At 57.9% G+C, this 14,006-nt stretch carries 12 protein-coding genes; all 12 read left to right on the top strand.

What is annotated here, in order from left to right; genetic code table 11:
• The first annotated feature begins 39 nt into the window (after positions 1 to 39).
• Positions 40 to 1,089: a GTP-binding protein gene (locus tag J8G15_RS11445; RefSeq protein WP_210542100.1), complete on the top strand. Its 1,050-nt coding sequence runs from the start codon at positions 40 to 42 to the stop codon at positions 1,087 to 1,089.
• Positions 1,090 to 1,320: 231 nt separating this feature from the next.
• Positions 1,321 to 2,337, top strand: a complete 1,017-nt coding sequence (gene dksA / locus J8G15_RS11440; protein WP_370627416.1) for an RNA polymerase-binding protein DksA — start codon at positions 1,321 to 1,323, stop codon at positions 2,335 to 2,337.
• 37 nt (positions 2,338 to 2,374) lie between these two features.
• On the top strand, positions 2,375 to 4,111 hold the full coding sequence (locus J8G15_RS11435; protein ID WP_210542098.1) for an STAS domain-containing protein: 1,737 nt from the start codon (positions 2,375 to 2,377) through the stop codon (positions 4,109 to 4,111).
• Positions 4,112 to 4,174: 63 nt separating this feature from the next.
• Positions 4,175 to 4,720 carry an ATP-dependent protease subunit HslV gene (gene hslV / locus J8G15_RS11430; protein WP_210542097.1) on the top strand — a complete coding sequence of 182 codons (546 nt, stop codon included), beginning with the start codon at positions 4,175 to 4,177 and terminating at the stop codon, positions 4,718 to 4,720.
• 63 nt (positions 4,721 to 4,783) lie between these two features.
• Complete coding sequence (gene hslU / locus J8G15_RS11425; RefSeq protein ID WP_210542095.1) at positions 4,784 to 6,115, top strand: ATP-dependent protease ATPase subunit HslU; 1,332 nt, start codon at positions 4,784 to 4,786, stop codon at positions 6,113 to 6,115.
• Between the two features lie 257 nt (positions 6,116 to 6,372).
• Positions 6,373 to 6,801: a division/cell wall cluster transcriptional repressor MraZ gene (gene mraZ / locus J8G15_RS11420; RefSeq protein ID WP_210542092.1), complete on the top strand. Its 429-nt coding sequence runs from the start codon at positions 6,373 to 6,375 to the stop codon at positions 6,799 to 6,801.
• Positions 6,802 to 6,807: 6 nt separating this feature from the next.
• Complete coding sequence (gene rsmH, locus J8G15_RS11415; protein ID WP_210542091.1) at positions 6,808 to 7,752, top strand: 16S rRNA (cytosine(1402)-N(4))-methyltransferase RsmH; 945 nt, start codon at positions 6,808 to 6,810, stop codon at positions 7,750 to 7,752.
• Entirely contained in the window at positions 7,749 to 8,081 is a 333-nt protein-coding gene (gene ftsL, locus J8G15_RS11410) for a cell division protein FtsL (protein WP_210542089.1), read from the top strand. Before rsmH ends, ftsL begins: the two co-directional genes overlap by 4 nt.
• Entirely contained in the window at positions 8,078 to 9,811 is a 1,734-nt protein-coding gene (locus tag J8G15_RS11405) for a penicillin-binding protein 2 (RefSeq protein ID WP_210542087.1), read from the top strand. The genes ftsL and J8G15_RS11405 overlap by 4 nt, the downstream gene beginning before the upstream one ends.
• Positions 9,811 to 11,379 (top strand): UDP-N-acetylmuramoyl-L-alanyl-D-glutamate--2,6-diaminopimelate ligase, encoded by a 1,569-nt coding sequence (locus J8G15_RS11400; protein WP_210542085.1) that lies wholly within the window; start codon positions 9,811 to 9,813, stop codon positions 11,377 to 11,379. The genes J8G15_RS11405 and J8G15_RS11400 overlap by 1 nt, the downstream gene beginning before the upstream one ends.
• Position 11,380: 1 nt before the next feature.
• Entirely contained in the window at positions 11,381 to 12,832 is a 1,452-nt protein-coding gene (murF, locus tag J8G15_RS11395) for a UDP-N-acetylmuramoyl-tripeptide--D-alanyl-D-alanine ligase (protein WP_210547558.1), read from the top strand.
• Positions 12,823 to 14,001: a phospho-N-acetylmuramoyl-pentapeptide-transferase gene (gene mraY, locus J8G15_RS11390; protein WP_210542083.1), complete on the top strand. Its 1,179-nt coding sequence runs from the start codon at positions 12,823 to 12,825 to the stop codon at positions 13,999 to 14,001. Before murF ends, mraY begins: the two co-directional genes overlap by 10 nt.
• Positions 14,002 to 14,006 lie beyond the last annotated feature (5 nt).

Below are 14,006 nucleotides of genomic sequence, written 5' to 3'. Positions count from 1 at the left end.
GTGATGCTCCATCACCATGGCAACCGATTGAGAAAAGTGATGAGTCTTATACCTGTAACCATCCTGACGGGCTTTTTGGGCTCGGGCAAAACCACCCTGCTCAAGCGCGTGCTGAGCGAGGCCCACGGTCAGAAAATCGCCGTCATCGAGAACGAGTTCGGCGAAGAAAATATTGACAGTGACATCCTTGTGTCCGACACTCAGGAGCAGATCATTCAAATGAGCAATGGCTGCATTTGCTGCACCATTCGCGAAGACCTGCGCAATACCCTGCGCGATCTGGCTGAGAAAAAGCGCAAAGGCGAGCTTGATTTTGAGCGCGTGGTGATCGAAACCACCGGTGTGGCCGACCCCGGCCCGGTGGCTCAGACCTTTTTCATGGATGAAGAAATTGCCGAGAGCTACCTGCTGGACTCCATCCTGACTCTGGTAGACGCCAAACATGCGACCACCCAACTGAACGATCGCCAGGAAGCAAGGCGTCAGGTGGGTTTTGCCGACCAAATCTTCATCAGTAAGACGGATTTGGTGAGCAAAGACGAAGTCGACGCCCTGACGCATCGGCTCAAGCACATGAACCCGCGCGCGCCGCAAAAAGCAGTGCATTTTGGCGAAGTGGCTTTGTCAGAGGTGTTTGACCTGCGTGGCTTCAACCTGAATGCGAAGTTGGATATCGATCCGGACTTCCTTAAGGACGAAGAACACGACCACGCCGGACATGACCACGAGCACGGCGAGGCCTGCGACCACCCCTCCCATCAGCATGAAAGCGGTCACCATCACCATCACGACGACGACGTCAAAAGCTTTGTATTCAAGTCAGATCGTGCTTTTGACCCCGCCAAGCTGGAGGATTTTCTGGGCGCGATTGTCAATATCTATGGACCCCGGATGCTGCGTTACAAAGGCGTGCTCTATATGAAGGGCACTGACCGCAAGGTCATTTTCCAGGGGGTTCACCAGCTCATGGGTAGTGACCTCGGGCCAGCATGGGCCGATGGTGAGCAGCGGTGCAGCAAGATGGTGTTTATTGGGATTGACTTGCCCAAAGATATTTTCCTGCAAGGCATGGAGCAAAGCCTGGTTTGATTCACTCCTCTCGATAGGGATGCATGACGATGTTTGTCTCGCTTTTGCAACTTTTTGGTTTTCCGGTGTCGAAAGCGGTACACTCGCCCGCGAATGAAATCCCCCGCCAAGGAGCGTCGAAAGCTCTCGGGGGGAGCAGATGCAGCCACTGTGAGACCCGCAAAAGCGGGCGCACAGGCTGCGACTGGCAAAGTCAAAGACGCACCGGCAAAACCTGCGAGGAGGCAAGTAGTGAAAGTGCAATCTGGACCCATCAAAGGGGTCGAAAAGGTGTTGCCATTGGCGACCAAGACGCCAACCAAGCCGCAGTCCAAGGCTAAATTGGCTGCGCCAGTGCCCGTCAAACGCCCGGTTGAGTCCGCTGCGTTCACCAAGGCTTCACCCAAGGTCAAAAAAATCAAGCCAACGTCTGACCGCCCAGCGGCCGAGGCAAAGGCCACATCCAAATCAAGCAGCTCTGTAAAGTTGCCCGCCAAAGTTCAAGTAAAGGAAGCTGTGAAAACATCGATCGTGAAAGCCGCCAAACCAGAAGTGGCCGTAACCAAAGCCAAAGTGACGCACTCAGTTGCCTCCGGAACCATGAGCAAGGCGGCGGTCAGCAAGCCCGTTGCCGAGCCCGTTGCATCGTCTTCAGATCAGTCAGTGCCTGTGCGCTCGGGGCGACCTTCGTCGCGATTGGCTCAGTTGACCGTTCCTTCCATGGCCCAGTCCGTAGCGTCAACGGCTGCCAAGGCTAGCTTTGCGCAGGATCCATCACCTCAGCCGATCATTCCGCCGCTGGCGTCTGCGATCAAGAAAGACCCCAAGTTGGCCAACAATTGGAAGACCAAGTCGGTTGACCAATTGAACGACGCGGAAATGATCGCCATGTCGGATGACGAGTACATGAACGACACACAGATGGCCTATTTCCGCCGCAAGTTGTCAATTCTCAAACAGGAAATTTTGAGCAGCGCAGGGCAGACAACCGAGCATCTGCGTGAAGACACCGTGGTGGTGCCGGATCCTGCTGACCGCGCCACGATTGAAGAAGAGCATGCGTTGGAGTTGCGCACGAGAGACCGGGAACGCAAGCTGTTGAAAAAGATCGAGCAATCCATTGTGCGAATTGACGGTGGCGATTATGGCTATTGCGATGAAACGGGTGAGCCGATTGGCATTGGCCGCCTCCTGGCCCGCCCCACAGCGACGCTGTCTCTTGAGGCGCAGCAACGCCGCGAATTGAAGCAGAAAATGTTTGGAGATTGAGTATTCGTTCCCAAATATCTCATCAACTCTCCGGCACATGATCCCAAAAGAAACTAACGCGGGCCTGTTGTCCAAGATGGCGAAGTTCGTCCGCAATCCGACCAAGGATTGGTCGGAGCTGGACGCGCCGGAAGCGCAGAGTGATGGAGGCTACAGCAAGGCGGCTCTCAAGGAGATGATTGAGCGCAAGCGCCAAAACGACTTTGTTCGTCGGCGTGAGTTCGATGTGCTGCGCAAATTGCGTCGCAATGAGCCGGTGGCGCCATCTGACCTGGGCAGTCGGCCCTCATTTTTTCACAGCAGTCTGAATGCCAATCATGGCGAGCGCGCAATGACGATCAAGAAGATCGACGAAATCGAAGCGCAAATGTCCAAACAGTGGTGGAAGGGTAAACAGGATGGGCCTGCCGACGCAGCCAAACCCGCTCCCGTCGCTGATCAAGCGAATGTCACCACTTCAGCCCCCAGTGGGGCTGTCAGCACGTTTGCGCCGACGCAAGCTGACGATGGTGGCCCTGCATTCGTTGTGCCACAACAAGACTTTGAGCCGACCCGCACGGGTGGTGAGGAGTTGATGGCCAATCGTCAACACATCCCTGTGGGCAGGGCCTCTGGCGCAAGTGACGGCAGTGTTTTCTCTAGTTTTGACTTGTTTTCGGTCGAACTGAAGGACGACTTGGCGGACCCTGACCTTGAAGAAGCGGCCATCCGCTTTGCCAACGGCGATGATGCTGGCGCTGAGGCAGCTCTGCTGGGTGCTTTGCAGGCAGACAACGTTCAAGCCTCCATGGCCGATATATGGGCCACAGCGCTGTTTGACCTCTATCGTGCCACCGGGCAGGAGTTCAGTTTTGATCGGGTGGCGATCGAGTACGCCCAGCGGTATGGGCGGTCTGCCCCCGCTTGGTTCTCCACGCCCGAGTTGCTGGGGAAGCCCAATGCCGCAACACCTGTGTCGCCTGTTGGGAGTCCGGGGCAACAGTTCGCGTGGGTCTGCCCGGCGGATCTCAATGTAGATTCGTTGGTGGAGTTGCGCGCCGAATTGGCGACCGCTGCCATACCTTGGCAATTTAACTGGGGACTGTTTTCCAATGCCACAGACACTGCTGCTGACGAACTGGCGTCACTTTTTTCTCAGTGGTGCGATCAGCCCGTCAAACTGAAGTTCGATGGGGTTGAGGCGTTCCAGACCATCTTGCGTGCGAAAACGCCATCAGGCGACGCTGGCGTTGGCTTGTGTTGGTGGCAGCTTCGGTTGAACCTGATGCGGCTGATGGCTCAGCAGGATGACTTTGAGTTGGCAGCCCTAGACTACTGTGTCACTTATGAAGTCTCCCCGCCACCCTGGCGTACGACACAGTGTGAGCATGTTCTAAATCGCGTGGGGCTGAATTTGGGCGCCGCCGAAGGAGCGCTCCCACAGGAGCGTCGACCACCCAGTCAGTCATCGGATGGCAATCAGTTTCCGACCCTGTCGGCAGACTTATACGCGTTGCCCAATGCAGAGTTGGAGTTGTCAGGTGAGGTTCTCGGCGACGCCATGGCGGCACTGGGTCAATTCGAAGCTGGCGCTGGGAAAGGTTGCCTGGTTGTGTCCTGCGCACGCCTGATCCGGGTGGATTTTTCGGCCGCGGGTAGTATTCTGAATTGGGTGTCTGGGCGAGTCGCAGACGGTTACGAAGTTCGCTTTATCGAGGTGCCTCGCCTAGTGGCGGCCTTCTTCAATGTCATCGGCATTAGCGAACACGCTCGCATCATTCTTCGCAATCGGTAACACGGTTTTCTGAATTTTCCTCGACCGCTCAGCCGGTGGAGCGAACCTGAGTTAAAAACAAGCATGGAACAATTTCACGGCACCACCATTATTTCCGTTCGTCGAATGACCCCGCAAGGCGTTCAGGTAGCGATTGGCGGCGATGGGCAAGTTACGCTGGGTAATATCGTTGTCAAAGGAACCGCCAGAAAGGTCCGCAAGCTCTATCACGGCAAGGTGTTGGCGGGCTTTGCCGGCGCAACCGCCGACGCGTTTACGCTGTTTGAGCGCTTTGAGGCCAAGCTCGAAAAGCATCAGGGACACTTGGTGCGTGCGGCCATTGAGTTGACCAAGGATTGGCGCACTGATCGGGTGTTGCGGCGTTTGGAGGCCATGCTCGCTGTGGCGGACCAGGAGGCTTCCTTGATTATCACGGGCAATGGTGATGTTCTGGAGCCTGAGAACGGCATTGTCACGATTGGGTCGGGCGGCGCCTTTGCGCAGGCCGCAGCAGTCGCGCTGTTGAATAACACCGAACTATCGGCACAAGAGATTGTGAAGAAGTCACTGGAGATCGCGGGGGAGTTGTGTATCTATACCAATATGAATCACACCATCGAAACTCTGTGACCCCCCGCTTGTCGAACCTGCCATCGGCCTCGCGCCACCATCCCCAATTTTTCGAGTAACCCTATGTCGTCCATGACTCCGCAAGAAATCGTCATTGAACTTGACCGCTACATTGTTGGCCAGCAGCAGGCCAAACGAGCGGTCGCCATTGCACTGCGCAATCGCTGGCGGCGTCAGCAGGTGGAGCCAGGCTTGCGCGCCGAGATCACGCCCAAAAATATTCTCATGATTGGCCCAACTGGGGTCGGTAAAACCGAAATTGCCCGTCGTCTGGCCCGGTTGGCGGATGCGCCGTTTATCAAGGTCGAGGCGACCAAATTCACGGAAGTTGGTTATGTGGGCAAGGATGTGGATGCCATCATTCGTGACTTGGCCGACATCGCGGTGAAGCAGACCCGGGTTGTTGAAATGGCCAAGGTTCGCGCCCGGGCCGAAGATGCCGCGGAAGAGCGTGTGCTGGACATCCTAGTCCCACAACCCAGGGGTGAATTCGGAGTCAACCCGGGTTCGGAGCCTGAAAGCACGGCGCGCCAGACTTTTCGCAAGAAATTGCGTGAAGGGCAGTTGGCAGACAAGGAGATTGAAATTGACCTGGCCCAACCTTCTCAGGCGCTGGAGATCATGGGCCCTGCCGGCATGGAAGAGATGACCGAGCAGTTGCGCGGCATGTTTGGTCAGATGGGGCATACCAAGCGCCAGGCACGGAAGTTGACAATCTCTGAGGCCTTGAAGCTTCTGGTCGATGAAGAGGCCGCCAAACTGGTGAACGAGGAAGACATCAAGGTTCAGGCCCTGCACATGCTGGAGCAAAACGGCATTGTGTTCATCGATGAGATGGATAAAGTCACCTCGCGTTCGGAGGGGAGTGGCTCCGAGGTGTCGCGCCAAGGTGTTCAGCGCGACTTGCTCCCACTGGTCGAGGGAACCACGGTGTCCACCAAATACGGGGCGGTCAAAACCGACCACATTTTGTTCATTGCCTCTGGCGCTTTTCATTTGAGCAAGCCGAGTGACCTTATTCCTGAGCTGCAGGGGCGTTTTCCGATTCGTGTGGAACTGCAGTCTTTGTCTGTGGAGGATTTCGTTGCCATCCTCACGCAAACCCATGTCTCGTTGGTCAAGCAGTACCAGGCGTTGCTGGCCACCGAAAACGTCACCATCGAGTTTCTGGATGAGGGTATCGCCCGTTTGGCTCACATTGCTTTTGATGTCAATGAGCGAACTGAAAACATTGGCGCCCGACGCCTGTCAACGGTGATGGAGCGCTTGCTGGACGAAGTGAGTTTTGACGCGACCCAATTGGCGGGGCAAACCATTCAAGTCGACGCCGCTTATGTGGATGCTCGATTGGGTGAGTTGAGTCGGGATGAGGATCTATCTCGTTACATTTTGTAAATATACCGCCGGGCCACGACCCGGTGTGTTCGTGCATCACTTGCACAAGATGACCTAAGTGCTTAATTTAGAACGTTTTTTCAAAGCGTTCTGCCTTCAGAGTCACAGCTAAGTCCTTGATTTCATTGAAAAATTGTTGCAAGTGTCCTTGCATTACTTGCATTTGCTGATACAGTGCAAAAAAGTGCAATTAAGTGGTAAAAAGTGCCCGCGTAGAGATTTGCTCCCGCGGTTTCATTGAAAAAGGGTGAGTTGTTGTGTTCCAAGGCGCTTCGTCATTGACTCTGGATGCGAAGGGTCGGCTGTCTGTGCCGACCCGGTATCGTGACGTCTTGAGCGCCACGGCTGCGGGTCAATTGACGCTCACCAAACACCCTCATGGCTGCCTCATGGTGTTCCCTCGGCCTGAGTGGGAGAAGTTCCGCGAACGCATTGCCACCCTGCCGATGTCGGCCCAGTGGTGGAAGCGGATCTTTCTGGGCAATGCCATGGATGTGGATATGGATGGCACCGGGCGAATTTTGGTCTCCCCTGAATTGCGAGAGGCCGCAGGCATCAGCCGCGACACCGTGCTGCTGGGCATGGGGAATCATTTTGAGCTGTGGGACAAGGCCACGTACGACGCCCAAGAGGCGAAGGCGATGCAGGGCGAGATGCCCGACGTCTTTAAAGATTTTTCTTTCTAAAGGTTGATGGTGGACACCACATGGACACACACCACCGTTTTGTTGAATGAAGCTGCCGACGCGTTACTCAACAATCCGGATGCTGCCCCGGCTGACTTGGAGTCGGCTTCGCAGACCTACGTCGACGCCACGTTTGGCCGTGGCGGACACTCCCGTCTGATTCTGTCGCGTTTGTCGCCCCAGGGGCGGCTGATCGCTTACGACAAAGATCTGGATGCATTGGCAGAAGCCGCCACGATCGCTGACGAGCGATTCTCAATTCGCCACCAGGGGTTCTCCCATCTAGGGGAACTCCCCAAAGCCAGCGTGGCTGGAGTGTTGCTGGATTTGGGCATCAGTTCCCCCCAAATTGACAACCCGGATCGGGGGTTTAGTTTCAGGTTTGAAGGCCCACTGGATATGCGCATGGACACGACGCGCGGTGAAAGCGTGGCCGAGTGGTTGGTGGATGCTGAAGTTGACAAAATTGCGGAGGTGATACGTGACTATGGTGAAGAACGGTTTGCTGGGCCAATTGCAAAGGCGATTGTTGCTCGCCGACAGGAGCGGGGGCCAATTTCAACCACCACCGAGCTGGCCCAGCTCGTGGCTGACACGGTCAAAACCCGCGAGCAGGGCCAGAACCCTGCAACGCGCACATTTCAGGCTTTTCGGATTTTCATCAACGCCGAGCTTGAGGAGTTGCAACAGGCGCTAGAAGCCAGTCTGGATGTGCTGGCGCCGGGCGGACGATTGGTGGTGATCAGCTTTCACTCGCTGGAGGATCGCATCGTCAAGCAATTCATCGCCAAGCACTCGCGCGATGTCTATGACCGCCGAAACCCGTTTGCACAGCCCAAGGTGATGCAATTGAAGGCGCTGGATCGCGTGAAGCCCAGTGTGGCGGAAGTTTCTGGCAATAAGCGATCCCGCAGTGCCATCATGCGTGTGGCGCAGAGGACCGGTGCGTGATCCGAGTCAACCTCGTCTTGTTGCTGGCTGTTTTGGCCAGCGCCCTGTACTTGGTCAATGTGCAGTACGAGTCACGTCGACTGTTTTCCGACCTCGATAAAGCACGCTCGGAGTCCCGACGGATCGCGACGGACAGTGAGCGGCTGCAAGTGGAAAACCGCGAGCAGTCCACGCCTTTGAGGGTGGAGGCGCTGGCCAAGTCGAAACTGCAGATGCGCACGGCAACACCGGCCATCACCCACTATGTCAGCTATCAAGGTGCACCACAGCCAGAGGCTGTCAAAGACACCGTCACTGGTCAGATCGTTGAGGCGGGGCGCAAGCCATGAGCCGCAGCATCGCCTACACCTCCAGCCCTTTGCTGGCCAGTCGCACGCCGGTGTGGCGCAGCAAATTCATTGTCGCGGCCATCGCATTGGGCTTTCTCGCCTTGGCGGTCAGGGCGAGTTACATCCAGATCATTGCCAATGATTTCTTTCAACGCCAGGGAGAGGTTCGCTTTGGTCGTACCCTGACCCTTCCTGCCAATCGGGGGCGCGTGCTGGACCGCAACGGACTGATTCTGGCGTCCAGTATTCCGGCACCCAGCATCTGGGCCATTCCCGAAGACGTCGAACGCGATGCGGTCCGGTTGCGCAAGCTGGCCAAACTGCTGGAGATGTCGCCCGCGGATTTGGACAGGCGACTGGCCGATGAAGACAAGACTTTTGTCTGGCTGAAGCGGCAGGTGGATGAGTCAGTGGCGCAGCAGATCACCGCACTCGACATCAAGGGCATTTACCAGCGCAAGGAATACAAGCGGCAGTACCCAGAAGGTGAGGCCGTCGCGCACGTCGTGGGGTTCACCAATATTGAGGACAAAGGCCAGGAGGGTGTGGAGCTGACCTTCAACAAGGAGTTGGCGGGGCGCAGTGGTTCCCGTCGCGTGATCAAAGACCGTTTGGGTCGTGTGGTGGAGGCCGTGGGCGAGACCGTGGCACCGGTTGAGGGCAAGGATTTACAACTCAGCATCGACAGCAAGATTCAATTTTTCGCCTACCAGAAGCTGCGCGACGCGGTGCTGTTGCAGAAGGCCAAGGCAGGCAGTGTCGTGGTACTGGATGTCCGATCCGGCGAAGTGTTGGCGTTGGCCAATTACCCCAGCTATGCGCCAGACAAGCGCGAAAACCTCAGCGGCGGGCAGCTCAGAAACCGGGCCCTGACGGATACGTTTGAGCCGGGCTCAACGATGAAGCCATTTGTTGTCGGCTTGGCGCTGGAAAAAGGCCTGGTGACTCCCACGACGGCTATTCAAACCGCACCCGGACGCATCAGCATTGGCAACTCCACTATCAGCGACTCGCATCCGCAAGGCATTCTGACGGTCAACGAAGTGATTCAGAAGTCGAGCAATGTTGGCACGGTCAAGATTGCGATGCAAATGCAGCCCCGCGACATGTGGGAGATGTACACCAAGGTCGGGTTTGGGCAAAAGCCGGACGTGCCGTTTCCCGGCGCTGTCAGCGGTCGTTTGCGGGCCTACAAAACCTGGAAACCGATTGAGCAGGCCACGATGAGCTATGGCTATGGACTGTCTGCCAGCCTGTTTCAGTTGGCCCATGCCTACACCGTATTCGCGCGAGACGGCGACTTGGTGCCGGTCACCATGATCAAGTCACCGGAACGGGTCGAGGGCGTCCCCGTCATGTCCGCGGCCAATGCCAGCGCGGTGCGCAATATGTTGCACATGGTGGCTGGGCCAGGCGGTACGGCACCGCTGGCGCAAACCATGGGTTACTCCGTGGGCGGAAAAACCGGCACGGCGCACAAGCAGGAAGGGCGTGGTTACGCTGACAAAAAATACCGCGGCTTCTTTGTCGGCATTGCGCCGATCGAGAATCCGCGCATTGTGGTAGCCGTCATCATCGATGAGCCGAACAATGGCAAGTACTTTGGGGGATTGGTGGCGGCGCCGGTGTTCAGTGACACCGTGCAGCAGACGCTTCGCATGCTGGGCGTTCAACCAGACATCTCAGTCAAACCCCAAATCGTTGCGGAAGCCGTCGAGGAAAGCTTCTAATGCGACAGCTACACACTCCCTCAGAAGCAGCTCAATGGCTGAGCAGCCGCGTGACGGGCACTCTGCAGACCGACAACCGGCAAGTTCAGCCGGGTGACGGCTTCATTGCCTGGCCGGGTGCCGCGACCGATGCGCGCGAGCATGTGGCCGGCGCCTTGGCGCGCGGTGCTGCCGCTTGTCTTGTGGAACATGAAGGTGTCACCAGCTTCAAATTTGAAGACGAAAGAGTCGCAAGCTTCGGTCAGCTCAAGGCGGCCAGCGGCCCCGTTGCTGCCACCTATTTTTCCCAGCCGTCAGAACGGTTAACAGTGGTGGCCGTCACCGGAACCAACGGTAAAACGTCCGTGGCCTGGTGGTTGGCGCAGGCGCTATCAAATGTGAAGCAGTCTGCGCGGATTCCCTGCGGATTAGTGGGTACTTTGGGTATTGGTCGCCCGCCTCAGCCTGGCCGTTCAGCCGTTGACGCACCAGGCGCTGCACCGGCCCTGTTGAGCACCGGCATGACGACGCCCGACCCCGTGTTGCTGCAATACCACTTCAACCAGTTTTTGCAAAATGGCGTGCAAGCCTGCGCCATTGAGGCGTCATCCATCGGCATTGAAGAACGTCGCCTGGACGGCACCCGGATTCACACCGCCATCTTCACCAATTTCACGCAGGACCACTTGGATTACCACGGCACCATGGCGGCCTACTGGCAGGCCAAGGCCCAACTCTTCGTCTGGCCGGGCCTGCAAGCGGCGGTGATCAATGTTGACGATGTTCAGGGTGCTGAATTGGCGGCAGCCCTGGTGGGCAAGCTCCCGCAGATCTGGACCACATCCTGTGCGGGCCCGGCACGCTTGCAGGCTGACCACATCAGCTACGACGCCCAAGGGCTGCGCTTTACTTTGATCGAGACGCTGGCAGACGGCGTACGCGAGAGCCATGCCTTGCAGACCCGACTCATAGGGACTTACAACTTGGCCAACTTGCTGGGCGTGATTGGTGCGATGCGCTCGCTGGGTGTCCCGCTGGCCGCTGCGGCTGATGTGTGCGGCGACTTGAGCCCGGTTCCCGGGCGCATGGAATGCGTGGGTGGTGTGAATCAACCCCTGGCGGTGGTGGACTACGCCCACACGCCTGACGCCGTGGGCAAAGCGCTGGAGGCCCTTCGCCCACTCGCGCTGCAACGTGGAGGCCGGTTGTGGTGTCTGTTGGGCTGTGGCGGCAACCGTGATGCCGGCAAGCGCCCCTTGATTGGCGCCATGGCAGGTCGTCATGCTGACCATGTGGTGGTCACCAGTGACAACCCCCGCAACGAAAAGCCCGAGACCATCATCAGTCAGATTTTGTTGGGTTTGAGCGGTCACCACTCTCTGACCGTGTTGCCAGACCGCGCTGAGGCGATTGCCCATGCGGTCAGCCACGCGGCCCCCGAGGATGTGTTGCTGATTGCAGGCAAAGGCCATGAGGACTACCAGGAGGTGGCGGGAGCCCGTTTGCCCTTCTCTGATCTGACGCAGGTGCGCCACGCCCTTTCGGTCTGGATCGCACCTCAGGTTGAGGCGGAGTCACGCCATGCATGACATGATGAATTTGCAACAGGTGATGGATTGGCTGGGAGGCGCCCGCTTGGTGGCGCACGACACAGATGCCTCCGCCGTGACTATTCGGCGTGTGCACACCGACACCCGGACCATTGAGCCGGGAGATCTTTTTGTGGCGTTGCGCGGTGAGCGCTTTGACGCCAACGATTTTTTGGCCGAGGCCAAAGCACGCGGTGCGGTGGCGGCCCTGTGTCAAGGAGAGGCCGACGCGCGCCTGATCGATGCCGGTCTGCCGGGCCTGGTGGTGCCGGACGCCAAGCTGGCGCTGGGCGTGTTGGCCACGCAGTGGCGGGCGCAGTTCACCTTGCCGCTGATTGCCGTGACCGGCAGCAACGGCAAGACCACGGTCACCCAAATGATTGCGGCCATCCTAAAGGCCTTCAAACCCGAGGCTTGTTTGGCGACGCAGGGCAATTTGAACAACGACATTGGTGTGCCCTTGACGGTGCTTCGCCTGCGCGCTCGCCATGCAATTGCCGTGGTTGAACTGGGCATGAACCATCCCGGCGAAATCGCCACTTTGGCCGCTATCGCCCAACCCACCGTGGCTTTGGTCAACAACGCACAGCGTGAGCATCTGGAGTTCATGGCCACGGTTGAGGCTGCGGCTCAGGAAAACGGCGCCGTGATCGATGCCCTGGCTGCATCGGGCCACGCGGTGTTTCCTGCCGACGAACCCTATACCCCGCTGTGGGCCGACAAAGCCGGCGCTCGCTCTGTGACTTCATTTGGTGCGGCAGACCCGGCCAGCGTTTACGCCTCTCAAGCCCAATGGGCTGGCGACGCGTGGCAAGTCACCACGGAAACGCCGGTTGGCGTGGCTCGCTATGGCTTGCACATTGCCGGATTGCACAACGTCAGAAACTCACTCGCGGCCACGGCCTGTGCGTTGGCGGCGGGTGTGCCCGTTGCTTGCATTCAGCAGGGCTTGTCGGATTTCGAACCCGTCAAAGGCCGATCCCGTGCCATGGTGTTGCCCTGTGGCAATCGTGACATCACGCTGATTGACGACACCTACAACGCCAATCCAGACTCGGTGGCGGCTGCCATTGATGTATTGGCAGGCTTGCCCGGCCCCCGCCTGCTGGTGTTGGGTGACATGGGCGAGGTTGGCGACCAGGGGCCTCAATTTCACGCCGAAGCCGGGGCATTGGCCCAGCAACGCGGCATTGAGATGCTGTTCGCCTTGGGTGAGCTATCTATCGCTGCCGTCGCGCCCTTTGGCGCCACGGCGCGCCATTTTGAATCCATGGAGTTGCTGCAAACCGCAGTGATTGCCGAGTTGCCCGCCACCGCCAGTGTGTTGGTCAAGGGCTCGCGCTTCATGAAGATGGAGCGAGTCGTTGCGACCGTGAGTGCCCATCTGCCAACTGACAAGGAAACCACGCGTATGTCCGTCCCATCCACCGCCGGGAACACGCCATGTTGCTGAGTTTGGCGCAATGGTTGCAGTCCATCGATGCCGAGTTCGGCTTTATGCGGGTGTTTCAGTACCAGACCTTTCGCGCCCTCATGGCCGCCTTGACGGCCCTGTTGATGGGCTTGATTGCCGGACCGTTCGTGATTCGCCGTCTGGCAGAACTCAAAATTGGTCAACCCGTGCGCGGCTACGGCATGGAGTCCCATTTGAGCAAAAGCGGCACCCCCACCATGGGCGGCGTGCTGATTCTGCTTTGCATCGCGATTTCCACACTCTTGTGGGTTGACCTGAGCAACCGTTTTGTCTGGATCGTTCTGCTGGTGACCTTGGGGTTTGGCGCCATTGGCTGGGTCGATGACTGGCGCAAAGTGGTGCACAAAGATCCCGAGGGCATGCGTTCACGGGAAAAGTACCTTTGGCAGTCGGTGATTGGTCTGGTGGCAGCTTTGTATTTGGCTTTCAGCATTTCCGAGAGTTCGAACGGACGCGTGCTGGAATTGTTCTTGGCCTGGATTCAATCCGGCTTTGACATGACATTGCCATCCAAAGCCGGCCTGCTGGTGCCGTTCTTCAAGGAAATCAGCTACCCGCTGGGCGTGCTGGGCTTTGTGATCCTGACCTACCTGGTCATTGTCGGATCGAGCAATGCGGTGAACCTGACGGACGGCCTGGACGGTTTGGCCATCATGCCCGTGGTGTTGGTGGGGGCGGCCTTGGGCCTGTTTGCCTATGTGACGGGCAGTTCTGTGTTCTCCCGATATCTCTTTCTGCCCCACATTGCAGGGGCAGGTGAACTGCTGATCTTCTGCTCCGCCATGGCGGGTGCCGGGTTGGCCTTTTTGTGGTTCAACACCCACCCGGCCCAAGTGTTTATGGGCGATGTGGGGGCGCTGGCACTAGGCGGCGCCTTGGGCACGGTGGCGGTGATCGTTCGTCAGGAAATTGTGTTGGCCATCATGGGCGGCATTTTTGTCGTCGAGGCCCTGTCGGTGATGCTGCAGGTCAGCTGGTTCAAGTTCACCAAAAAGCGCTATGGGCAGGGTCGGCGCTTGCTCAAGATGGCACCTTTGCACCACCACTTTGAGAAAAGTGGCTGGAAAGAAACTCAGGTGGTGGTCCGTTTCTGGATCATCACCATTCTGCTGTGTCTGGTGGGCTTGTCCACCCTTAAGCTAAGGTAAGCCGG

Origin of the sequence: Rhodoferax sp. PAMC 29310, assembly GCF_017948265.1 — a bacterium.
Classification (GTDB): Bacteria; Pseudomonadota; Gammaproteobacteria; order Burkholderiales; family Burkholderiaceae_C; genus Rhodoferax.
Note: the sequence above shows the minus strand (reverse complement) of the source record. Positions and strands in the feature narration are given on the sequence as shown.